Genomic DNA, 20,619 nt, shown 5'->3' with positions numbered 1-20,619 from the left:
CTCCGCGTCCGTCGTGGACGGCCTACTGGTTCTCGGTGGGCATGGGCGCCGGCTGGGTCGTGCCCTTGTCCATCTTGGCGCCCTTCTTGACGCCCTTGGGGCTGGTGGCGTTGAGCTCCAGGGCGACCGCGTTGTCGCCGTGCATCTGGAAGCGGGCGCGCACCTGGGCTCCCTCGGGGATGTCACCCACGGCGACCTTCTTGCCGTCCAGCATCACCTGGGTCTGGTCCCTCACGTCCAGCTCCACGTCCGGCAGGTTCAGGTTCTGGCGCGACAGGGTGACCTCGTCCCTCTCCGCGTCCTTGAGGGTCCCGTTGACGTTGAAGGCATGTGCCTTGTTCATCAAGGCCTTCTGCTGATCCTGGGTGAGCTCCTGGGTGCCCTTGTTGGCCTGGGCGCCGCTGGTGCCCGGGAGGACCTCGGTGGCCTCGATGCCGGTGCTGAGCTTGCGGCCCTCGTTGCTCTTCTGCTCCTGCTGGGCCTGGGTGTTCTGCTGGGTGTCCGCCTGCGCGAAGGCGGCGGTGCCCAGGGTGAAGGCCAGTGCGGCCAGTAGCTTCTTCATGACGACCCCTCCTTGGTTGTCCATGTCGGATACCGCCGCAAAACGGTGGTACCCGGAGGGGCTGGAGCCAACCCCACGGTGCCAGGGCACGAGGCTCCGGCCGCGGAGCAGGCGGGCGGGGGGAGCGGGGCTGGACGGGGACGAGGGGACGCTCTAGGTGCAGTGGTCACACAGTCCGCGCAGCTGGATGTCCACCGAGCGGGCGGCCACTGCCTTGGGTGCTCCCTTGGCGGTGGAGATGCGGACGGCCTCCGAGGGCAGGCACGTCACCGTGCCGCAGTCGGTGCAGGTGAAGTGCGGGTGCGTGCCCTGGTGCGACTTCTCCTCACGCTTGAGCTCGAAGCGCCAGACGTGGTCCCCCAGGTCCGCGCGCACCACCAGGCCGGCCTCGGTCAGGTCGGTGAGGTTGCGGTAGATGGTGACACGGTCATAGCCCTCGTCGCCCAGCGACTCCACGAGGTCGGCGTGGCTCAGCGGCGCGGTGGCGGACTCCAGCTCCCGGAGTACCGCCACCCGGGGAGAGGTGCTGCGCAGCCCCGCGGTGCGGAGGCGCTCCTGATAGTCGGCGAGCTTGGGCTGGGGGGCGTTCTTCCTGGCGGCCATCGTCATCTCGAATAACCCAACTCTGGGAAAGTTGCACCTGACTTGCTCGATTGCTGCTGGACTGTCTGGCATTCTGGGAGGCGGCGTGGCGGCTCCTGTCACCACGGGAGAAGGCCCGGTGGAACGCGGGGTACGAAATTGGCTCAACCCGGAGTCAAATGCAATCACGTTGCAGACGGTGGAGCGCGGATGCTTCGGGTACTCGTACTGGAGGACGATGACGACCTGCGCGCCATCCTGTGCGAGCTGCTGTCGCTGTCCGGCGCGGACGGGTGCGTGAGCGCCAGGTCCCTGGCGGAGCTGAAGCTCGAGAGCGCCGAGGCGCTCGGGTGCACGCTGGCCCTGCTCGATATCAACCTCGGCGCCGGAGTGCCCAGTGGGCTGGATGCGTACCGTTGGCTGAAGGACAACGGGTTCTCCGGCAGGACGGTCTTCCTCACCGGGCATGCCCGCTCGCATCCGCTGGTGCGCGAGGCCCTGGAGCTGACACACGTCCAGGTGTTGTCCAAGCCCATCGAATCGAAGGTCCTCCTGGAGCTGGTGGGGAGCGCTTCCCATGGGACCGGCACGGCCTAGGTCGAGCGCGCTCGGGGTGGTGGAGGAGGAGCTGCACGCCCGGGCCTGGCGAGGCACCGTCGTCGGCTGCGTGCTGATCGCCCTGACGGAGCTGGCCTACGTCTTCATCGACCACGAGGTGTTCCAGGGCGGGCTCCTGCCGGTGCTGCGTGTGCTGCACGTGCTCTGGGCGCTGCTGCTGCTGGGGCTGTTGCTCTCGCGCCGCCACCGGCTGTCCTCGCGGGCGGTCGAGGCCTGCTTCGCGGGCGCGGTGCTGCCCTTCCTCCCGCTCTTCGCCCTGGCCGAGCACGCCATGGCCGGCACGGGGCTCGTCTGGGTGCCCATGACGGGCCACCGGCTGGTGATGTTGGTGCTCGGTGTGCTGGCGCCCACGAGCCTGTGGCTGGGCGGCGTGTTGATCGGCGCCTTCGCCCTGGAGGCGGGTGTGCTCTGGTACGCGCTGGGGCTCGGCGCGCACCCGGGGGTGCGCTCTCCCTGGGAGCCCTGGGTCACCCTCATCTACGGTGGCGTGGCGCTGGCCGTGCTGGCCTACCGGGTGCGCAGCTTCGGCATCGAGCTGAAGCTGCGCGAGGCGCGTGCCGAGGCCGAGGCGCTGGAGCGGCTGGCCCGGCTCTTCCTCGCGGTGCGCGACGCCACCAACACCCCCTTGCAGACGCTGGAGCTGAGCATCGCCCTGCTCAAGCGGCGCAACCCCGAGTGTGCCTCCACCACGGACACCATGGAGCGCGCCGTGCAGCGGCTGCGCTCCCTCGCCCAACGTCTGGGGATCGCCGATCCCCTGGTGGTGTGGCGCGAGGGTGACGAGTCCTTCGACGCCGAGACCGTGCTCCGGCACCTGGAGGAGGACCTCGCGCGCGAGCTCGAGCGGCGACGGCGCTGAGCCACCTCCAGAAGGGGTGCGAAATTCCACTGTCCCTGGAAGTTGGCTCTCTCACTTTTCGAGAGACGGGGCCGTGGGGCGGTCTCTAGAAGTTCCAAAGAAATCCAGCGAAACTTCCGCGGGTCTGGTTCCGAGAATCATCACGAACTCAGTGCTCTGGGGTTCCCACAGAGGGGTGGGGGCGCTTGGAGATCAAAAGTGCGTCTCGCGAGAGCGCGTCAAACGTAAACAAACGGAGGCAGTGCCATGTCGGTCAATGGTCTGGGGGGTGGCGCGAATTTCCCCGCGTTCAAGGCGTTGGACAACCTGGGGCTGTCGAAGCCCATCGAGAAGAACGTGGCCCAGATGGTCCAGGCCACGGTGACCGCGGTGGTCGGCCAGGCGGTGCTGAGCGCCTTCGAGCAGGCGTTCAACCAGCTCGGCGGCCAGCTCGGCTCCATCCTCGGTGGTCAGACGCCGCACTGCTCGCCGCCCAACCCGGCCGACTCCGGGCACGCCTCCGGTGGCCTCCAGAAGGGCTCGGACGGCACCATCACCACCCCGGGCGGCTATAAGATCCAGGCCACCAGCCAGTTCGAGTGGAAGATCACCAACCCCGACGGCAAGACGACCCGCATCTGGGGCGATCCGCACGTGGACGAGGGTGACGGTGGCAAGTGGGACTTCAAGCGCGACTCCACCTTCGTGCTGCCGGACGGCACCCGCATCAACTGCGCCACCCAGCCCTACGGCAACGGCATGACCGTGACGAGCGGCCTGGAGATCATCAACGGCAACGACCGCGTGCAGGTCTCCGACATCGCCAAGGGCAAGGGCAAGGTGGGTGACATCACCCAGGACGGCTTCGCGCACGTCAACAGCTTCGGCGGCAAGGACGCCTTCGTGATGGGCGGCGACGGCGACGACTGGACCTTCCAGGGCAAGGAGATCACCGGCAGCAACAACGGTGGCGACTCCTTCAAGCTGGGCAAGGACATGAAGCCGCTGGTGGACACCACCACGAAGTTCGGTGGTCCCGAGCAGTGGGCGAACCAGATCGTCGATCAGCTCTTCAAGCAGATCGAGGACATGTTCAAGCAGCCGACGAAGGGCTCGCCCCCGTTCGTGCCGCCCTTCATGAACCAGTTCCCCCAGGGCCGTAACTGCTGGAACCGCCAGGACTACAACACGGGCATCGGCAACACGTTCAAGGACATCGGCAAGATGTTCAACCAGCTCGGGGACCTGTTCAACTTGACCCAGTCCCTCAACCGCCGGATGATGCCGTTCGGGATCTAATCTCCCGGGAGCCTCGATGCAGACGAGCAACAGCATCAACGGGAAGCAGGTCAACGTTCCGCCGCAGATGGCCGAGCGGCTGATCCGTGGTGAGATGACGGCGGGTGAGTTCGTGGGACTCACCCCCAACACCCTGTATGCGATTGCCAACGTGGGCTACCAGATGTTGCAGTCTGGCAAGCTCGATGCGGCGATGGTCATCTACAAGGGGCTCGTCGCGGCTTCGCCGTACGACAGCGTCTTCCACTGCCACCTGGCGACCGTGCACGCCGCCAAGGAAGAGTACGAGGAGGCCGTCCAGGCCTACACGCAGGCCCTGACGTACAACCGGGGCAACGTGGACGCGCTGGCGGGACGCGGGGAGATGTACCTGCGGCAGAGCAAGATCCTCGAGGCGCTCAACGACCTCAAGGCCGCCGTGGAGGCGGATCCGCAGGCGAAGCGTCCCTCGGCCGTGCGCGCTCGCGCGATGCTGCTGGGGCTGAAGGAGAAGGTGGACGCGCAGCAGAAGGCCGCGCAGAAGTAGTCGCGGTGCTCCACCCTTCGTGATTCACCGGCCGGCGCTCCCTCCCTGGGGGCGCCGGTTTCGTTTTGTGCGCCCGGCTGCCCGGTTGCCCGTTGTTCCTCTTCCGTGGTGCCCGGCGGGGTACGTTCCTACCTTCCACAGGAGGCCCATGGGAGGGACGGATGATGGTGTGTGAGAACTGCCAGGCGCGGCCCGCCGTGGTGTTCCTCAAGCAGCGCATGGCCGACGGTCCCGAGCGGAGCCTCGGCCTGTGCAATCACTGCGCGAGCGCCATGGGCATGGACTCCCGTACAGGGGCCTTCGGCTCCCTGGAGGGCCTGTTCGCGCAGCTGACGGGCCCCCGCGCGAGGCGGGAGAACATCCTCGCGCAGCTCTCGGAGACGGCGCAGCAGGTGCTGGAGCACGCGGCGCGGCTGACGCTGGAGTGGGGTTACGACCGCATCCGCATCGAACACCTGCTGCTGGCGCTGAGCCAGAAGGTCCCGGAGATCCGCGCGGCGCTCGAGGAAGAGGGCACGGACGTGGAGGAGTACGAGGCCCGGCTGGCGCAGGTGATGGAGCGCCGCGAGCCCCGCCGCGCCTCGGGCGTGGGGCTGTCCTCGGGCATGAAGCGCGTGTTGCAGCTCTCGCGGCTCCAGGCGGCGCAGCTGGGGCAGACCTTCATCGGCCCCGAGCACCTGCTGCTCGCCATCATGGCCGAGGGCGAGAGCTTCGCCGCCCAATTCCTCTCAGACATCGATCCGGACGAGCTGCGGCAGCATCTGCCTGGAAGTGGTGCTCCCGGTACGGCGGCCTCCACCCAGGGGGGCCGGGGCGCGGATCGTCTCCCTCCGCTTCTCACGCGCTACACGCGAGACCTCACCGCGCTGGCGAAGGCGGGTGAGCTGGATCCCATCATCGGCCGCGAGAGGGAAATCGACCGCGTCATCCGCATCCTCAGCCGCAAGACGAAGAACAACCCGGAGCTCATCGGCGAGCCGGGCGTGGGCAAGACGGCCATCGCCGAGGGGCTGGCCCAGCGGATCGTCTCGGGCGACGTGCCGGAGATGCTCAAGGACAAGAAGGTGCTCGCGCTGGACCTCGCGAGTGTCATCGGCGGCTCGAAGTTCCGCGGCGAGTTCGAGGAGCGCTTCAAGGGCTTGATGGAGGAGATCCGCGCCCTCGCGGGCAAGGTCATCCTCTTCATCGACGAGGTGCACACCCTCGTGGGCGCTGGCGCGGGCGAAGGCTCCATGGATGCCGCCAACATGCTCAAGCCCGTCCTGTCTCGCGGTGAGCTCCAGTGCCTCGGCGCCACCACGCTCGACGAGCACCGCAAGCACATCGAGAAGGACTCCGCCCTGGAGCGCCGCTTCCAGCCGGTGATGGTGGCCGAGCCCACCCCCGAGCAGGCCATGGAGATCCTGCGGGGGCTGCGCGACTCCTACGAGGCGCACCACCGGGTGAAGATCACCGACGCCACGCTCACCGCCGCCGTGGAGCTGTCCGACAAGTACATCAGCGACCGCTTCCTGCCGGACAAGGCCATTGATCTGCTCGACGAGGCGGCGGCCATGGTGCGGCTGGGGGCTCGCACCGAGCCGGGCCGCATGAAGGACCTGGAGGAGCGGCTGGCCCAGAAGGAGAAGGACAAGGAGGCCGCGGTGGCCGCCGAGCGCTATCAGGAGGCCTCGCGGCTCAAGGGGGAATTGGAGGCGCTGCGCGCGGAGCTGGACGGGCTGCGCACCCAGTGGCAGCACGCCAAGGGCGTCTCCGAGCCCATCGTCACCCCCGAGGCCATCGCCACCGTGGTGAGCGAGTGGACGGGCATTCCGGCGAAGAAGCTCCAGCAGGAGGAGTCGCAGCGGCTGCTGGAGATGGAGCAGTCCCTGCGCCAGCGCGTGGTGGGTCAGGAGGAGGCCCTGCGCGCCATCTCGGAGGCGGTGCGCCGGGCCCGCGCGGGACTGAAGGACCCCCACCGGCCCATCGGCTCGTTCATCTTCCTGGGGCCCACGGGCGTGGGGAAGACGGAGACGGCTCGCGCGCTCGCCGAGTACCTCTTCAATGATGAGCGCGCCATGCTCCGCTTCGACATGTCCGAGTTCATGGAGCGGCACACCGCCAGCCGCCTCATCGGCGCTCCTCCCGGCTATGTGGGCTACGAGGACGCCGGCCGACTCACCGAGTCCGTCCGGCGCCGGCCCTACTCCGTCCTGCTCTTCGACGAGGTGGAGAAGGCCCACCCCGATGTCTTCAACCTGCTGCTGCAGATCCTCGACGACGGGCGGCTCACCGACTCGCGCGGGCGCACCGTGGACTTCAAGAACACCGTCATCATCATGACCTCCAATCTGGGGGCCGAGCAGCTCGGTCTCCAGAAGGGCGCCCTCGGCTTCCGGCGGTCACCCAACGGCGGCGCGGACGCGGAGAGCGAGCGCATGGCCTCGACCGTTCTGGAGGCGCTTCGCGGCCACTTCCGCCCCGAGTTCCTCAACCGCATCGATGAAGTCATCGTCTTCCACGCGCTCGACCGCGAGCAGCTCACACGGATCGTGGACTCGATGCTGGACTCCACCCGGCGCAAGCTGCACGGGCAGAACGTCACCCTGGAGGTCAGTGACGCGGCGAAGGACGAGCTCGCGCGGCGTGGGTTCGATCCGAAGTTCGGCGCCCGCCCGCTGCGCCGGGTCATCCAGCGTGAGTTGGAGACGGAGCTGAGCCGGATGCTGCTGCGCGGAGGGCTGCGCGAGGGCGAGCGCATCCGGGTGGATTTCGCGGACGGGAAGTTCTCCTTCCTCGTGGAGGGACGGACCGCCGGACAGGGGACCTTGATGCACTGAGGGATGCTGATGGACGAGGAGGGAAGACCCTCACCCTAGCCCTCTCCCAGAGGGAGAGGGGACATCCACGGTGTGGAACCAGGTTGGACCCTCTCCCCCTGGGAGAGGGACGGGGTGAGGGTATGTCGTGGACTCGGGTTCACATCCCCAGGGAGGAGCTCACGCGTGGACTTCTTCTCTCCGGCCTCCTCGAGACCGATCGTCCCGCAAGGCCGCCCTCCTCGCCTCCCGCTTGCGTGCGTGCAGACTCGCCCATACCGACAGACCGATGCACACCACGATGATTCCCACCGAGAGCAGCGGCGGCACCTCGAGCCACTCGGCGAGGATCATCTTCAACCCGGCGAACGCGAGCACCACCGCGAGCCCCCAGTGCAGGTAGCGCAGCTCGTGCACCGTCTTCGCCAGCGCGATGTAGAGCGCTCGCAGCCCGAGGATGGCGAACACGTTCGACGTGTAGACCACGAACAGATTGCGGCTCACCGACAGCGCCGCCGGCACCGAGTCGATGGCGAAGGCCACGTCCGATAACTCGATGGCGATCAGCGCGATGAGCAGGGGCGTCGCCTGCCACCTGCCGCCCACGTGCTTGAAGAAGCTCGTGCCCTTGAACTCCGTCGTCACCGGCAGGCGCTTCTCCAGCCACAAGACCAGCTTGTTGTCCGACTCCTCGCCGGGATGCTTGCGTGCCACGCGCCAGGCCGCGACGAGCAGGATGCCGCCGAAGATGTAGACCACCCAGTGCCAGTGCTCGATGGCCTCCAGTCCCAGCAGGATGAATATCGCCCGGAACACCAGCGCTCCGAAGATGCCCCAGAAGAGCACTCCTCGCTGCTTGTCCTCGGGGATCCGCAGGCTCGCGAAGATGACGAGGAAGACGAAGAGGTTGTCCAGGCTGAGGCTCTTCTCGATGAGGTAGGCGCCCAGGTACTCGTGCGCGGCGGTGACCCCGTGCCTCATCCAGACGAATACCCCGAAGGCCAGACCCACGCAGATCCACGCCACGCTCCAGGCATAAGCCGCCTTCTTCGACTCCCCGTGCTTCGTATGGTGGGCCAGCTGGTCGACGAGGATCATCGCCACCACGAGCACTCCGAAGAGGCCCCACTCCCATGGCGATACGGGGGTCGGATTCATTGGCTCGCTCCCACCATGTAGGGAAGCTGCCAATCCAGGGCCCAGGCAACAACCTGGGCACCCGGAGTGTCATCGGCTCGTCCGCTCCCTCGCCGGAGCTCTCCCGGCGCTCAGTGGCGCGCGGGCTCGGCGGGGGCCGGCTCGAGGGCGGGCGGCTCCACCGGCTCCGCAAGGCTCAAGCCCATCACCTTCGCGTAGAAGGCCAGCTCGCCCGCCAGCACCTTCTGGATGTCCGCCCCGGTGCGTGCGCCCTGTCCCGCTCCGTCCAGGGCGAGCGTCGCCACCGGCACTCCATTGGCGCGCAGCCGCTTCGCCATCTCCTCCGTCTGCCGCGCCACCGGCGAGGGGTCCTGTCGGCCGTGGATGAAGAGAACCGGGCTGCGCTTGATGTTGTCGATGTGGAAGTAGGGCGAGCGGTCCTGCAGCAACTGCTTCGACTCCGGCAGGGGCCCGAGCACCTGGTCCATATAATGGGCCTCGAGCTTCTCCGACTGCTCCACCAGCGTCTCCAGGTTGGAGATGCCCGAGTCGAAGACACCGCAGCGCAGGATGTCGCGGAACGCCAGCAGTGACAGCGGGGTGTAGCCGGCCGCCCCAGCGCCCCGGGCCGCCAGGCGCTTCGCGTCCACCTTGCCCTCCTGCACCAGCCGCAGCGCGGCGTTGGCGCAGTCATCCACGTCCATCACGCCCCAGTTGCCATACAGCGACAGGCGGTACTCGCGGCCGTAGCCGGTGCTGCCCCGGTAGTTGACGTCCACCACCGCGAAGCCGCGGCTGGTGAAGTACTGCACCACCCAGTCCAGCCGCGTCGAGGTCGCCGAGGTGGGACCCGCGTGGTTGAAGATGAGCAGCGGCGGCTTCTCCCCCGCGGGCGCCGTGAAGTCCGGGTTGGCGGGCGGGTAGTACCACGCATGGGCCTCGCCCAGCTCCGTGGTGGGGTAGTGCAGCGGCTCGCAGCGTGAGATGTAGCGCGTCAGCTCCTCCGGCACCCGGGTGGAGGTCTTCAGCACCTGCGGCCGGCCGGATTCCATGTCCAACCGCACCACCGCCGACGGGTGCTCCGGTCCACCGCCCACGAAGTACGCCGTCGCGTAGCCCGCGCGCACCTGCCGCACATCCGTGTACGGCGTGCCCAGCTCGGCGAACTGGCCGAGCACCACGTCCAGCCGCCCCAGCTTCCACTGGCCCTGCTCGTTGAAGGCGCACACCACGTGCCGCGGCGACACGAAGGCGTACGTGGACATCCCCAGGTTCCACTGCGCCGTGCCGAACTCCGCCTTGCGCTCCAGCACCGGCACCACGTTGCGGCCCTGCAACCGGTAGAGGTTCCACCAGTTGTTGCGGTCGCTCACGAAGTACAGCTCGCCCTGCGGCGACCACTCGGGCTGGAAGATGGACTCCGTGGTGCTGCCGGCCACCAGCCTCGGGTTGCGCAGCCCGCCGTCCTCGTCCACGTCCGCCACCCACAGCTCGCAGCCGTCCCACGGCATGCAGGGGTAGTCCCACGCGAGCCACGCCAGCCGCCGGCCGTTGGGGCTCAGGGTGGGCGAGGAGTAGAAGTCGCGGCCCTCGGCCAGCACCGTCTGCCGCTGCCCATCCAGCTCCACCGCCACCAGCGAGATGCGCGGCTGGCCGTCCTTCAGGTTGCGCCAGTCCTCGCGCACGCACAGCACGCGGTTGCGCGTACGGTCGATGACGAGGTCCCCGAAGCGGTGCCGGCCGCCCGTGTCCGGCGTGAGGGGCACCGGCGTGCGGCCCGGGTTCACCCGGTACAGCCGCTGATCCGGGTGCGGCCCACCCGGCGCGTGGTTGACGAAGACCACCAGCCCCTCGGACACCGCGAAGGCGCCGCCACCGTGGCCGTACACCAGGCTGCGCGCGCTGTAGGCACCCTTCGTGTCACCCACCCCGGGGAGGATGTCCGAGAGCGCCCCGTCCGCGGTGTGCCGCACGATGGTGCGCCGCCCCCGCTCGCCCGGACGGGCCTCCAGCCAGTACACGTCGTCGCCATCGACGGCCACCTCGCTCAGCTCGAGCGATTGGGTGGCGATCAACTCGGCGGTGATGGGGGACTTCCAGGAACCGTAGGGAGCCTCTCGACTCGCGATCGTCATGAGCAGGCCTTTCCTTGGGTGGAGCGCGTGAAGGGAGTGGCTCCGTGTCTAGCACGCCGGGACGACGTCCCGGGGCGCGCGCGCGCGTTCCCTTCTGGTGGCAAGTGTCGGATTTCACGCACCTCCGCCAGGGGCGCGTACGTTGTCCCGAATCCATTGCAGGTACGGCGCGTGCCCCTCCTCCACGCCCAGCCGCAGCACCTCCGGGCATTCGTAGGGGTGCAGCGCCACCACCCGCTCCCGCAGCGCCTCGAAGAGCGGCGCACGCGACTTGAGGATGAGCAGCGCCTCCGGCTCGTCATGCACCTTCCCCTCCCATCGGTAGATGGAGCGCAGGCCGGGCACCACGTTGCCACACGCCGCCAACCCCTCCTCCACCAGCGTGCGGGCCAGCTCCGCGGCCTTGTCGGCCGTGGGCGCTGTCACGAGGACGATCATGGCATCGGTGAGCGTTTCGGTCATGGGTCCACACATACCCGCCCACGATGGGTCGTGAAAGAGGCGGATGAACCCATACATAGTATGTGTCTCACGAGGTGAGAGTTTTTGTTGGGGACAGATCATTCCCAGCGCGCGCCATGGAATGTTCTGGCTGGTTTGAACATGTCTTTCAAAGACTGTGGACAACGGGACAACACTCTCCTGGTAGGTCAAGGTCCGACCGCATGGGGGGGCGTTCACGTGTCCAGTCAAGAACACGGCAAGCCCCTGTTCTTCCACGGGATACCAGGAGGGAAACCCTGAAGTGGGGGGCGAGTGTCCGTTAACCTCCATGTGCCGGGCTTCAGACCCCTGGGTCAGGAGGCAAGCAAGCTCAATTTCTCGTATTTCCTTTCATGAGTTTTTCACGCGGTCATCCTCGATTCCCGGCGCTGATAGGGAATGAGCGGACCCGTGAGGCGGGGGGGGCCATGTTGAAGACTGTCTCGCGGTGTCATGGGGGGAAACCGGATATGTCGTCACTTGCCTCGCACGTGTTGTCCCATTCGCCGGGAGCCTCCGCGGCGCTTTCCCGCAGGGTGTTGCTCGTCGATGCCGTCAAGGAGCTGCGGCTGTCCCTCACCCCCCTGCTGCGCACGGTGGGCTGCGAGGTGGTGTCGGTGGACAGCCTGCTCGCGGCCCGCGTCGAGCTGGGCCGGTTCCGGCCGCTGATGGTGTTGGTGGACTGGCGCGTGCTGCCGCAAGACGAAGGGCCCGGCTGCGGGGTGCTGCGCAGCCACCCGCTCCACGGGGACGTGCCCATCCTGGTCGTCGTGGGGGAGAACACGCCCGCGGAGCTGCTGGAGTCGTGCGTGCGCGGCGGCGCGGAGGACTGCGTGCTCGGCCCCGTGCGCATCAACGAGCTGCAGGCCCGGCTGGACGTGCTGCGCGACAAGACGCCGTGGGCCGCGCCCCGGTTGATGGAGCGGCGCACCCCTCGCACCGTGCTGCTGGTGGGCGAGGCGCCGGACGCGCCCGACGGACTGGGCCCTCACCTGGAGGCGTGTGGCCACCACCTGCTCTACGCTCCCACCCGCGAGCGCGCCGTGGCCCTGGCCGCCGAGCACTCCGAGCCCATCCACCTGCTGCTCGTGCGCACCGCCGTCACCTCGGCCGAGGAGATGCTGCGCGTGGAACACCTGCGCACCGACTCGCACCTGGGCCGCGTGCCCACCGTGGTGGTGACGGACGCCGACGTCACGGACGTGCAGTCGTTCGGGCAGGTGTGGATGAGCGCGCGCACCCTGGCACCCCGCCACCTGCTGGCCCGCATCAACGGCCTGCTTCAGCGCAACATGGTGGCGCTCCTGGTGGACGAGCGCGTGCCCTTCGTCTGCCCCGTGGAGTTCCGTGAGGTGGGCGGCTACTCGTGGAGCTCCTGCTACTCCAGCGCGCTCAGCCCTGGCGCCCTCTTCGTGCGTACCCTGGTGCCCGCCCGCTGCGGCTCCGCGCTGGAGCTGCGCATCCACCTGCCCACCACCCGCGAGGTGCTCGAGGGGCCCGGGCTCGTCGCCTGGTCCAACCCCTACGCGCCCCGCCGCATCGCCTCGTACCCGCTCGGCATGGGCATCCAGTTCCTGGGCATGAGCCCCCGGCGGCTGATGCAGCTGCGCGAGCTCATCCGCTTCAGCAGCGGCTCCTGAATCCCCGTCACCCCACCCCTTCACTCCAACGCCGGAGGAATGTCATGCCCAAGAAGAAGATCCTCCTCGTCGACGACTCCCATACCGTCCTGCTGCTGCACCGGATGATGTTGTCCCACTGCGGCTACGATCTGCTCACCGCGCGTGACGGGCAGGAGGCCCTCGACAAGGCCTTCGTCGAGCGCCCGGACCTCATCTTCCTGGATGTCCTCATGCCGCGGCTGGATGGCTTCCAGACGTGCCGGGCCCTGCGCCTGCGCTCGGAGATGAGGGACGTGCCCATCATCCTCGTCACCACCCGCGGCGAGCCGCACTTCGTGCGCCAGGGCTTCGAGAGCGGGTGCACCGACTACATCACCAAGCCCTTCGACGGGGAGGAGCTGCTGGCCAAGGTGCGCAGCCACCTGGAGGAGGCACGGTCCGCATGAGGGAGCAGCTTCGCTGGGAGAACGAGGCCCTGCGCGCGGAGGTGGCCACCCTGCGCGCGGAGAACGAGCAACTCAAACGCTCGCTCGCCCTCAAGAGCGAGGACGAGCAGTGGCGGGTCCAGCGCCAGGGCCTGGTGGAGGCGGAGCTCTCCCATCTGGTGCGCCTGCGCGTGGCCTCCCAGCGTCTGCACGAGACGCTGAATCCGGGAGAGTTGATGGACATCCTCCAGGATCTGATCGTCAACCTGGTGGGCTCGGAGATGCTGGGCATCTTCGAGCTGGAGCCCGCGGGCCAGGCGCTGGTGCTGCGGGCCTCCATGGGCATCGACGCCGAGCGCTTCCGCCGGCTGCCGCTGGGGGAGGATCCCATCGGCCAGGCGGCGCGCACCGGCTCGCCCTGGCTGGCGGACCTGAGGGAGGACGTGTCCGAGCAGGCGCGGCGCGAGGGGCCTCGCGCGTGCGTGCCCCTGCGGCTGGGCAGCCACGTGCTGGGGATGATGGTGCTCTTCGGACTCTTGCCTCACAAACCACGCCTCGTGCAGGAGGACCGCGAGCTGCTGGAGCTGCTCGGGGCCGAGGGGGCGCGGGCCCTCTACTGCGCGCGAGGCATCTCCGCCGGGACACCGTCCTGAGCGGGAACCACTTCGTGGAGGGGGACACGGTGGACCTGGATCGCGAGCAATTGCTCGCCACCTTCGCAGAGGAGTCGGGAGAGCTCCTCACCGAGATGGAGCAGCAGCTCCTCGCCCTGGAGACACACCCGGACGAGGAGGGGCTGATGGCCATCTTCCGGGGGGCGCACACGGTGAAGGGGGCCGCGGGAGCACTGGGCTTCTCCGCCATGGCGGACGTAGCGCACGTGGTGGAGGACGTGCTGGAGGTGGTGCAGGAGCGGCGGCTGCCGGTGTCGGACGAGCAGGTGTCGCTGCTGCTGGAGTCCGTGGACCAGCTGCGGGAGATGCTACAGGGCGCGCTGGTGGGGCGGGAGGGGCCCCTGGAGGGCCATGAGTCGCTGCTGGAGCGGCTGAGGGCCTGTAGCGCGGCGCTGCGCCAGCAGGCGAGGCCGTCGGTGTCACCCGCGGGGCCGGTGGAAGAGGCGGGGGTGGAGGAGTCGCACACGGGAGGGCGGCGCGGACGCACGCTCCGGGTGGACCTGGAGAAGCTGGACCGCATCGCCACGCTCACGGGCGAGCTGGCCATCGCCCGCACGCGCCTGGCGCAGGTGCTGTCCACGGGCACGGTGGAGGAGGCCCTGGAGGTGCACCGCGAGGCGGACCGGCTCCACGAGGAGCTGCGCGAAGAGGTGATGCGGGTGCGGATGGTGCCGGTGGGCCCGCTCTTCCGGCAGCACCTGCGCACGGTGAGGGACCTGGCGCGCACGGAGCGCAAGTGGGCGCGGCTGGCGCTGAAGGGCGAGGACGTGGAGGTGGACACGGCGCTGGTGGACGGCCTGCGCGAGCCCCTGCTGCACCTGGTGCGCAACGCGGTGGACCACGGGCTGGAGACGCCGGACGAGCGGCGGGCCGCGGGCAAGGAGGCGTGCGGCACGCTGGTGCTGAGGGCCTTCCACGAGCCGGGCTCGCTGGTGGTGGAGCTGTCCGACGACGGCCGGGGCCTGCGCTACGACCGGCTGCGGGAGAAGGCGCGAGGGCTGGGGCTGGAGCCCGAGCGGATGACGGTGGAGGAGCTGGAGGAGCTCGTCTTCCTGCCGGGGCTGTCCACGGCGGACGCGGTGACGGAGGTGTCCGGGCGCGGGGTGGGCATGGACGTGGTGCGCCGCAGCGTCGAGATGCTGCGGGGCATGGTGACGCTGCGCTCGGAGGAGGGGCGTGGCACCACGGTGACGCTGCGGGTGCCGCTGACGCTGGCCACCATCCAGGGCTTCTCGGTGGGGGTGGGCGAGGAGACGTACGTGCTGCCGCTGGAGGCGGTGCGCGAGTGCCTGGAGCTGCCGGCGGAGCGGTGCGGCCAGCCCGGCGGTGGCGTGTTGAACCTGCGGGGCCGGTCGCTGCCCTACCTGCGGCTGCGCGAGGTGTTGGGCGTGGAGGGCCCCGGGCCCGCCCGGGAGAACGTCGTCGTGCTGGGCCACGGTGGGGGCCGCGCGGGCCTGGTGGTGGACGCGCTGCACGGCGAGGGCCAGTGCGTCCTCAAGCCCCTGGGCCGGCTCTTCCGCCACGTCCCCGGCGTGTCCGGCTCCACCATCCTCGGCAGCGGACGCGTGGGGCTCGTCCTGGACGTGCCCACCCTGCTGCGCATGGCCGTGCGTCAGCGGACCGCCGCGAGGTGAGGTCTCCGTTCCTCCACTCCTTCGATGTCCAGAAAGAGAATCATGATCAGCAACCTGACCATCTCCCGGAAGCTGCAGCTTGGATTCGGCGTGCTCGTCGCGCTGCTCGCCGCCGCCATGTGGGGGGCCTTCGCCTTCTTCATGATGCTGGTGAACAACGAGGACTACTACCGCTCCCACGAGGTGCGGATCGAGCTGCTCTCCATGGGCATCGCTCACCACGACATGGAGCGCCGGGTGGAGGAGTTCGCGCTCACGGGACAGGAATCCGTCCTCGAGCCACTGGCTCAGCGCAAGGCCTCGTTCCTCAAGTCCCACGCCCGGGCGAAGGAGCTGACCGTCAACAGCCCTGGTGAGCAGGAGCTGCTCCAACAGTTGAAGGACCAGTACGAGCAGCAGCTCCTCCCCCACCTCGAGCACCTGATGGCGCTGCGCCGGGACGTGGATGCCGGGCGCATCCCCATGGAGCAGCTCGTCGGCTACGTGAAGAGCGGCAAGGGGCAGCGGCTCCTGGAGATGATGCGCGGCGAGGCGAATGCCATCAGCCAGAGCGAAGAGGAGCAGCGCCGGAAGATCGATGAGGTGACCAACACACAGGTGGAGTCGGTCAAGCGGATGTTGGTGACGGGCGGCGTGGTGGGGCCGCTGCTGGCGGTGGTGCTGGCGTGGGTGCTGGCGCGCAGCATCGTGCGGCCGCTGCACGGAGCGCTGAGGCTCACGGGCAAGCTGGCCACGGGGGACCTCACCAGCTCCATCGAGGTGCAGGGCAGGGACGAGACGGCGCGGATGATGGTGGGGCTGCGGGAGATGGTGCAGCGCTTCAACAGCGTGCTGGGAGAGGTGAGGGGAGCGGTGGGCTCGCTCTCGGGGGCCTCGGGACAGGTGGCGGCGGCGGCGCAAGCGCTGTCACAGGGCACGAGCACCCAGGCGGCATCGGTGGAGGAGACGACGACGAGCCTCAACCAGCTGAGCGCGTCCATCAGCCAGAACGCGGAGACGAGCCGGCAGTTGGAGGGGATGGCGGTGCAGGGGGCGGCGGACGCGGAGGAGAGCGGGCTGGCGGTGAACGAGACGGTGGAGGCGATGACGGCCATCGCCGAGCGCATCGGAATCGTGGAGGAGATCGCGTACCAGACGAACCTGCTGGCGCTCAACGCGGCGGTGGAAGCGGCGAGGGCGGGAGAGCACGGGAGGGGATTCGCGGTGGTGGCGGCGGAGGTGAGGAAGCTGGCGGAGAGGAGCCAGAAGGCGGCCAAGGAGATAGGGAGCCTGGCGAGCAGCAGCGTGAAGGTGGCGGAGCGCTCGGGGAATCTGCTCAAGGAGCTGGTGCCATCCATCCGCAAGACGGCGCAGCTGGTGCAGCAGGTGGCGGCGGTGTCGAGGGAGCAGGCCAGCGGGGTGATGCAGATGAACCGGGCGATGGTGCAGGTGGATCAGGTGACGCAGCGAAACGCGTCGGCGGCGGAGGAGCTGTCGTCGACGGCGGAGGAGCTGGCGGCACAGGCGGAGTCGCTGCAGCAGATGATGACGTTCTTCCGGGTGGCGGAGACGACGCAGACGCCGGTGCTGCAGGTGCGCTCGCTGAGGCCGGCGCCGGTCCAGCTGCCGGTGCCTCCGCCCACGCAGGGGCCGAGGGCGGGATCGCAGGTGCTGCACATGCCCTTCCCGGTGGTGACGGAGCGCGCGGCGGCCGCTTCGGACCAGGACTTCAAACGCTTCTAGGCCGGAGACAAGACGCCCATGCTCGAGAACCTCACCATCGCCAGGAAGTTGCAGCTCGGATTCGGCGTGCCCGTTGGCCTGCTCGTCATCGTCATCTGGGGGTCCTACGCCATCTTTCTCGGGCTGGTGGGTACCGCATACGACAACTACCGCTCCTACGAGGTCCTGAACGAGGCCCAGCTGCTGGATACCCTCCTGGTGGACATGGAGTCCCGGGCGCTGGGGCTGCCGGGCCCGGGAGACATGCCCGCCCTCGCCGAGCTGTCCAGGTTGCAGGCCGCGTTCCTCAAGTCCAACACCCGCTTGAAGGAACTGACGGCCACCAACTCCGCACATCAGGTGCTGCTCTCGCGGATGATGGAGCAGTACCAGCAGCAGTACGTCCCGCACCTCGAGCGCCAGATGGCGTTGCGTCAGGGCCTGGATGCCGGACACGTGCCCCTGACGGAGATCGCCGACTACGTGAAGAACGGCACGGGGCGGAAGGTCCTGGAGGAGATTCGTGCAATGTCGGGCTCCCTCCGTCAGGAGGTGCGAGTCGAGCACCAGCGGCGTGAAGCGGAGGGGAACGTGGGCGTGGAGCGGTTGAAGAAGCTCCTGGTGATGGGCGGGTTGGTGGGGCCGGTGCTGGCGGTGCTGCTGGCGTGGGTGCTGGCGCGCGGCATCGTGCGGCCGTTGCACGGGGCACTGGATCTCACGGGCAAGCTGGCCACGGGGGACCTCACCAGCTCCATCGAGGTGCGGGGGCGGGACGAGATGGCGCGGATGATGGTGGGGCTGCGGGAGATGGTGCAGCGCTTCAACAGCGTGCTGGGAGAGGTGAGGGGAGCGGTGGGCTCGCTCTCGGGGGCCTCGGGACAGGTGGCGGCGGCGGCGCAGGCGCTGTCACAAGGCACGAGCACCCAGGCGGCATCGGTGGAGGAGACGACGACGAGCCTCAACCAGCTGAGCGCGTCCATCAACCAGAACGCGGAGACGAGCCGGCAGCTGGAGGGGATGGCGGTGCAGGGGGCAGCGGACGCGGAGGAGAGCGGGCTGGCGGTGAACGAGACGGTGGAGGCGATGACGGCCATCGCCGAGCGCATCGGAATCGTGGAGGAGATCGCGTACCAGACGAACCTGCTGGCGCTCAACGCAGCGGTGGAAGCGGCGAGGGCGGGAGAGCACGGGAGGGGATTCGCGGTGGTGGCGGCGGAGGTGAGGAAGCTGGCGGAGAGGAGCCAGAAGGCGGCCAAGGAGATAGGGAGCCTGGCGAGCAGCAGCGTGAAGGTGGCGGAGCGCTCGGGGAATCTGCTCAAGGAGCTGGTGCCATCCATCCGCAAGACGGCGCAGCTGGTGCAGCAGGTGGCGGCGGTGTCGAGGGAGCAGGCCAGCGGGGTGATGCAGATGAACCGGGCGATGGTGCAGGTGGATCAGGTGACGCAGCGAAACGCGTCGGCGGCGGAGGAGCTGTCGTCGACGGCGGAGGAGCTGGCGGCACAGGCGGAGTCGCTGCAGCAGATGATGACGTTCTTCCGGGTGGCGGAGACGACGCAGGCACAGCAGGTGCGCTCGCTGAGGCCACCGCCGGTCCAGCAGCCGGCGCTCACACCCCCGCCAGGGCTGCGGACGGTGGCGCACGCGATGCCAGCGGCGCAGGCGGCGCAGACCCACTCGCAGGACTTCAAGCGCTTCTAGGACGGAGAGCCCCACCATGAGCACCAGCACGAATACGAGCACCGCCCCGGAGATCGCGCGTCCGGCGCAGTACCTGGGCTTCTCCCTGGCCGGCGAGACGTACGCCATCGAGCTGCTGCGCATCCGGGAGATCATCGAGCACGTCCCCATCACCCGGGTGCCGGGGATGCCTCCCTCGGTGCTGGGGGTCATCAACCTGCGGGGCCGGGTGGTGCCGGTGGTGGACCTCGCGGTGAAGATGGGGCTCGGCCCGCGCCCCATCACCCGGTGGACGTGCTTCGTCATCGTCGAGGTGCTGCTGGACGGCGAGCGCACGGCGCTGGGGCTGCTGGCCGACTCCGTCAGCGAGGTGCTCGACCTGGGCGCGGACGACATCGAGCCTCCGCCCGCCTTCGGGATACGTACGCCGATGAGCTACCTGCGGGGCATGGGCCGCCAGGAGCAGCGCTTCATCCTCCTGCTGGACCTGGAGCGGATGCTGTCCGGTGAGGAGTTGCTGGGCCTGGTGGGGGGCGTGGCCAGTGGGGGCTCATGAGTGCGTGGGCCCACTCCCGTTGACCGAGCGGGAGTTCGCCCTCTTCCAGACGCTGGTGGAGCGCGAGGTGGGCATCCACCTGGGCCCCACGAAACAGGCCCTGCTGGTGGGACGGCTGTCACGGCGGGTGCGCGCGCTGGGGCTGCCGTCCTTCGGTGCCTACTACCGGTTCGTCATCACCCGGGGCAACGAGGCGGAGCGGGTGCGGATGTTGGACTGCCTCTGCACCAACGAGACGCACTTCTTCCGCGAGCCGGAGCATTTCGAGTTCCTGCGCCAGCGCGTCTTCCCGGAGTGGACGCGGCGGGCGGCACAGGGGCTGATGGCGCGGCGGGTGCGCGTGTGGAGCGCGGCGTGCTCGACTGGCGAGGAGCCCTACTCGCTGGCCATGGAGCTGCTCGCGCACTTCCCTCCGGGCTCGGGGTGGGAGGTGGAGGTGCTGGCGACGGACCTGTCCACGTGGGCCCTGGAGCGCGCCAGGCAGGGGCTGTGGCCGGTGGAGAGGGCGGCGAGCATCCCCGGGCCGCTGCTGCGCACCTTCATGCAGCGGGGCGTGCGCAGCCAGGAGGGGTGGATGCAGGCGGGGCCGGAGCTGCGCTCGGTGCTGCGCTTCGCGCGCGTCAACCTGAACGACGAGCGCGGCTGGCCGGCGGGGCCTTTCGAGCTCGTCTTCTGCCGCAACGTCCTCATCTACTTCGGAGCCCAGGCGCGGGCGCAGGCCCTGGGCGCGCTGCTGCGGCGGCTGCCTCCCACGGGCTACCTCTTCCTCGGACACGCGGAGAGCCTCACCGGCGGCACCGAGCCCGCCCGCTGCGTGGCCCCCAACATCTACTGCGCGAAGCCCCCGCTTCCCACGGGCACCAGCCCTACTTGATGCGCTCCAGCGCCAGGTCGAACAGGGCCGACTCCAGCCGCTCCATGTCCTTGTCGGGGATGCCCAGCATGGAGAAGGAGACGCGGTGGGTGCCGATCTTCCGCTGCACGGAGATCAGCTTCGCCCGGCCCGTCACCGGGTCCTGATTGCCCGGCAGGCGCAGCGTGAAGCCGGGCTCCTCCGTCTCCGGGGGCGGCTTGTGCATCATCACCGAGAAGCCCCCACACGACACATCCAGCGTCATGGAGCGTGTGGGCCCCGTGGCCAGGCTCAGGTCCACCTGCAGCCCCTGCGCGATGCGGAAGGTGCGGCGGGCGGACTGGCCCGGGGGGAGCATCATTCCCTGGGCCGCCGTCAGCGCCCGCGCGAACTGCTCCCGCGCGGCGACGTAGCGCCGCCTGTCTTCCTCTGGCAGCTGCCCCTTTCGCGCGCGCTCATGGAGCGTCCGGAAGTGCTCCACCCACTGGTTCGGGCTCAT

General features: G+C 69.0%; 19 protein-coding genes. 13 read left to right on the top strand and 6 right to left on the bottom strand.

The genetic code is table 11. The features are described 5' to 3' along the window. Positions 1 to 22: 22 nt before the first annotated feature. Positions 23 to 562 (bottom strand): hypothetical protein, encoded by a 540-nt coding sequence (locus NR810_RS11205; protein WP_257451198.1) that lies wholly within the window; start codon positions 560 to 562, stop codon positions 23 to 25. A gap of 153 nt (positions 563 to 715) precedes the next feature. Beyond that, on the bottom strand, positions 716 to 1,165 hold the full coding sequence (locus tag NR810_RS11200; RefSeq protein WP_257451196.1) for a Fur family transcriptional regulator: 450 nt from the start codon (positions 1,163 to 1,165) through the stop codon (positions 716 to 718). A 189-nt stretch (positions 1,166 to 1,354) separates the two neighbouring features. Here NR810_RS11200 and NR810_RS11195 point away from each other — a divergent pair, with 189 nt between their 5' ends. From NR810_RS11195 to NR810_RS11175, 5 genes are all read left to right on the top strand, one after another. After that, positions 1,355 to 1,741 carry a response regulator gene (locus NR810_RS11195; protein ID WP_257451194.1) on the top strand — a complete coding sequence of 129 codons (387 nt, stop codon included), beginning with the start codon at positions 1,355 to 1,357 and terminating at the stop codon, positions 1,739 to 1,741. Next, positions 1,722 to 2,621, top strand: coding sequence for a hypothetical protein (locus NR810_RS11190; protein WP_257451192.1), 900 nt, complete (start codon positions 1,722 to 1,724; stop codon positions 2,619 to 2,621). Before NR810_RS11195 ends, NR810_RS11190 begins: the two co-directional genes overlap by 20 nt. Before the next feature lie 246 nt (positions 2,622 to 2,867). Then, positions 2,868 to 3,899 (top strand): DUF1521 domain-containing protein, encoded by a 1,032-nt coding sequence (locus tag NR810_RS11185; RefSeq protein ID WP_257451190.1) that lies wholly within the window; start codon positions 2,868 to 2,870, stop codon positions 3,897 to 3,899. A 16-nt stretch (positions 3,900 to 3,915) separates the two neighbouring features. After that, complete coding sequence (locus NR810_RS11180) at positions 3,916 to 4,425, top strand: tetratricopeptide repeat protein (RefSeq protein ID WP_257451188.1); 510 nt, start codon at positions 3,916 to 3,918, stop codon at positions 4,423 to 4,425. A 161-nt stretch (positions 4,426 to 4,586) separates the two neighbouring features. After that, positions 4,587 to 7,244, top strand: coding sequence for an ATP-dependent Clp protease ATP-binding subunit (locus NR810_RS11175; protein WP_257451186.1), 2,658 nt, complete (start codon positions 4,587 to 4,589; stop codon positions 7,242 to 7,244). A 159-nt stretch (positions 7,245 to 7,403) separates the two neighbouring features. Here NR810_RS11175 and NR810_RS11170 read toward each other — a convergent pair whose 3' ends face one another. From NR810_RS11170 to cutA, 3 genes are all read right to left on the bottom strand, one after another. After that, positions 7,404 to 8,381 (bottom strand): TerC/Alx family metal homeostasis membrane protein, encoded by a 978-nt coding sequence (locus NR810_RS11170; RefSeq protein ID WP_257451184.1) that lies wholly within the window; start codon positions 8,379 to 8,381, stop codon positions 7,404 to 7,406. Between the two features lie 110 nt (positions 8,382 to 8,491). Continuing rightward, positions 8,492 to 10,495, bottom strand: a complete 2,004-nt coding sequence (locus NR810_RS11165) for a S9 family peptidase (protein ID WP_257451174.1) — start codon at positions 10,493 to 10,495, stop codon at positions 8,492 to 8,494. Between the two features lie 114 nt (positions 10,496 to 10,609). Beyond that, positions 10,610 to 10,957 carry a divalent-cation tolerance protein CutA gene (gene cutA / locus NR810_RS11160; protein WP_257451172.1) on the bottom strand — a complete coding sequence of 116 codons (348 nt, stop codon included), beginning with the start codon at positions 10,955 to 10,957 and terminating at the stop codon, positions 10,610 to 10,612. A 491-nt stretch (positions 10,958 to 11,448) separates the two neighbouring features. Here cutA and NR810_RS11155 point away from each other — a divergent pair, with 491 nt between their 5' ends. From NR810_RS11155 to NR810_RS11120, 8 genes are read left to right on the top strand one after another with little or no spacing between them, the layout of a single operon-like run. Beyond that, positions 11,449 to 12,618 carry a PilZ domain-containing protein gene (locus NR810_RS11155; RefSeq protein WP_257451170.1) on the top strand — a complete coding sequence of 390 codons (1,170 nt, stop codon included), beginning with the start codon at positions 11,449 to 11,451 and terminating at the stop codon, positions 12,616 to 12,618. A 44-nt stretch (positions 12,619 to 12,662) separates the two neighbouring features. Further along, entirely contained in the window at positions 12,663 to 13,046 is a 384-nt protein-coding gene (locus NR810_RS11150) for a response regulator (RefSeq protein WP_257451168.1), read from the top strand. Continuing rightward, positions 13,043 to 13,678, top strand: coding sequence for a GAF domain-containing protein (locus NR810_RS11145; protein WP_257451166.1), 636 nt, complete (start codon positions 13,043 to 13,045; stop codon positions 13,676 to 13,678). Before NR810_RS11150 ends, NR810_RS11145 begins: the two co-directional genes overlap by 4 nt. A 29-nt stretch (positions 13,679 to 13,707) precedes the next feature. Continuing rightward, the gene (locus NR810_RS11140) at positions 13,708 to 15,333 is read left to right on the top strand and encodes a chemotaxis protein CheA (protein WP_257451164.1); all 1,626 of its coding nucleotides are present in this window, start codon (positions 13,708 to 13,710) and stop codon (positions 15,331 to 15,333) included. A 42-nt stretch (positions 15,334 to 15,375) separates the two neighbouring features. Further along, a complete protein-coding gene (locus NR810_RS11135; RefSeq protein ID WP_257451162.1) occupies positions 15,376 to 17,055 on the top strand; it encodes a methyl-accepting chemotaxis protein in 1,680 nt (559 codons plus the stop codon). Positions 17,056 to 17,073: 18 nt separating this feature from the next. Beyond that, positions 17,074 to 18,732, top strand: coding sequence for a methyl-accepting chemotaxis protein (locus tag NR810_RS11130; RefSeq protein WP_257451161.1), 1,659 nt, complete (start codon positions 17,074 to 17,076; stop codon positions 18,730 to 18,732). A 16-nt stretch (positions 18,733 to 18,748) separates the two neighbouring features. Continuing rightward, entirely contained in the window at positions 18,749 to 19,267 is a 519-nt protein-coding gene (locus NR810_RS11125) for a chemotaxis protein CheW (RefSeq protein WP_257451158.1), read from the top strand. A gap of 4 nt (positions 19,268 to 19,271) precedes the next feature. Then, positions 19,272 to 20,141 (top strand): CheR family methyltransferase, encoded by an 870-nt coding sequence (locus tag NR810_RS11120; RefSeq protein WP_257451156.1) that lies wholly within the window; start codon positions 19,272 to 19,274, stop codon positions 20,139 to 20,141. Here the strand turns inward: NR810_RS11120 and NR810_RS11115 are convergent. Beyond that, a complete protein-coding gene (locus NR810_RS11115; protein ID WP_257451154.1) occupies positions 20,134 to 20,619 on the bottom strand; it encodes a PilZ domain-containing protein in 486 nt (161 codons plus the stop codon). The genes NR810_RS11120 and NR810_RS11115 overlap by 8 nt on opposite strands.

Source organism: Archangium lipolyticum, assembly GCF_024623785.1.
Classification (GTDB): domain Bacteria; phylum Myxococcota; class Myxococcia; order Myxococcales; family Myxococcaceae; genus Archangium; species Archangium lipolyticum.
The sequence above is the reverse complement of the archived record's forward strand: the minus strand, read 5'-3'. Positions and strand labels throughout refer to the sequence as shown.

Coding starts and splice junctions, on each gene's coding strand:
- NR810_RS11205 (WP_257451198.1), bottom strand. CDS start 562: ATGAAGAAGCTACTGGCCGCACTGGCCTTCACCCTGGGCACCGCCGCC.
- NR810_RS11200 (WP_257451196.1), bottom strand. CDS start 1,165: ATGGCCGCCAGGAAGAACGCCCCCCAGCCCAAGCTCGCCGACTATCAG.
- NR810_RS11195 (WP_257451194.1), top strand. CDS start 1,355: ATGCTTCGGGTACTCGTACTGGAGGACGATGACGACCTGCGCGCCATC.
- NR810_RS11190 (WP_257451192.1), top strand. CDS start 1,722: ATGGGACCGGCACGGCCTAGGTCGAGCGCGCTCGGGGTGGTGGAGGAG.
- NR810_RS11185 (WP_257451190.1), top strand. CDS start 2,868: ATGTCGGTCAATGGTCTGGGGGGTGGCGCGAATTTCCCCGCGTTCAAG.
- NR810_RS11180 (WP_257451188.1), top strand. CDS start 3,916: ATGCAGACGAGCAACAGCATCAACGGGAAGCAGGTCAACGTTCCGCCG.
- NR810_RS11175 (WP_257451186.1), top strand. CDS start 4,587: ATGATGGTGTGTGAGAACTGCCAGGCGCGGCCCGCCGTGGTGTTCCTC.
- NR810_RS11170 (WP_257451184.1), bottom strand. CDS start 8,381: ATGAATCCGACCCCCGTATCGCCATGGGAGTGGGGCCTCTTCGGAGTG.
- NR810_RS11165 (WP_257451174.1), bottom strand. CDS start 10,495: ATGACGATCGCGAGTCGAGAGGCTCCCTACGGTTCCTGGAAGTCCCCC.
- cutA (WP_257451172.1), bottom strand. CDS start 10,957: ATGACCGAAACGCTCACCGATGCCATGATCGTCCTCGTGACAGCGCCC.
- NR810_RS11155 (WP_257451170.1), top strand. CDS start 11,449: ATGTCGTCACTTGCCTCGCACGTGTTGTCCCATTCGCCGGGAGCCTCC.
- NR810_RS11150 (WP_257451168.1), top strand. CDS start 12,663: ATGCCCAAGAAGAAGATCCTCCTCGTCGACGACTCCCATACCGTCCTG.
- NR810_RS11145 (WP_257451166.1), top strand. CDS start 13,043: ATGAGGGAGCAGCTTCGCTGGGAGAACGAGGCCCTGCGCGCGGAGGTG.
- NR810_RS11135 (WP_257451162.1), top strand. CDS start 15,376: ATGATCAGCAACCTGACCATCTCCCGGAAGCTGCAGCTTGGATTCGGC.
- NR810_RS11130 (WP_257451161.1), top strand. CDS start 17,074: ATGCTCGAGAACCTCACCATCGCCAGGAAGTTGCAGCTCGGATTCGGC.
- NR810_RS11125 (WP_257451158.1), top strand. CDS start 18,749: ATGAGCACCAGCACGAATACGAGCACCGCCCCGGAGATCGCGCGTCCG.
- NR810_RS11115 (WP_257451154.1), bottom strand. CDS start 20,619: ATGAGCCCGAACCAGTGGGTGGAGCACTTCCGGACGCTCCATGAGCGC.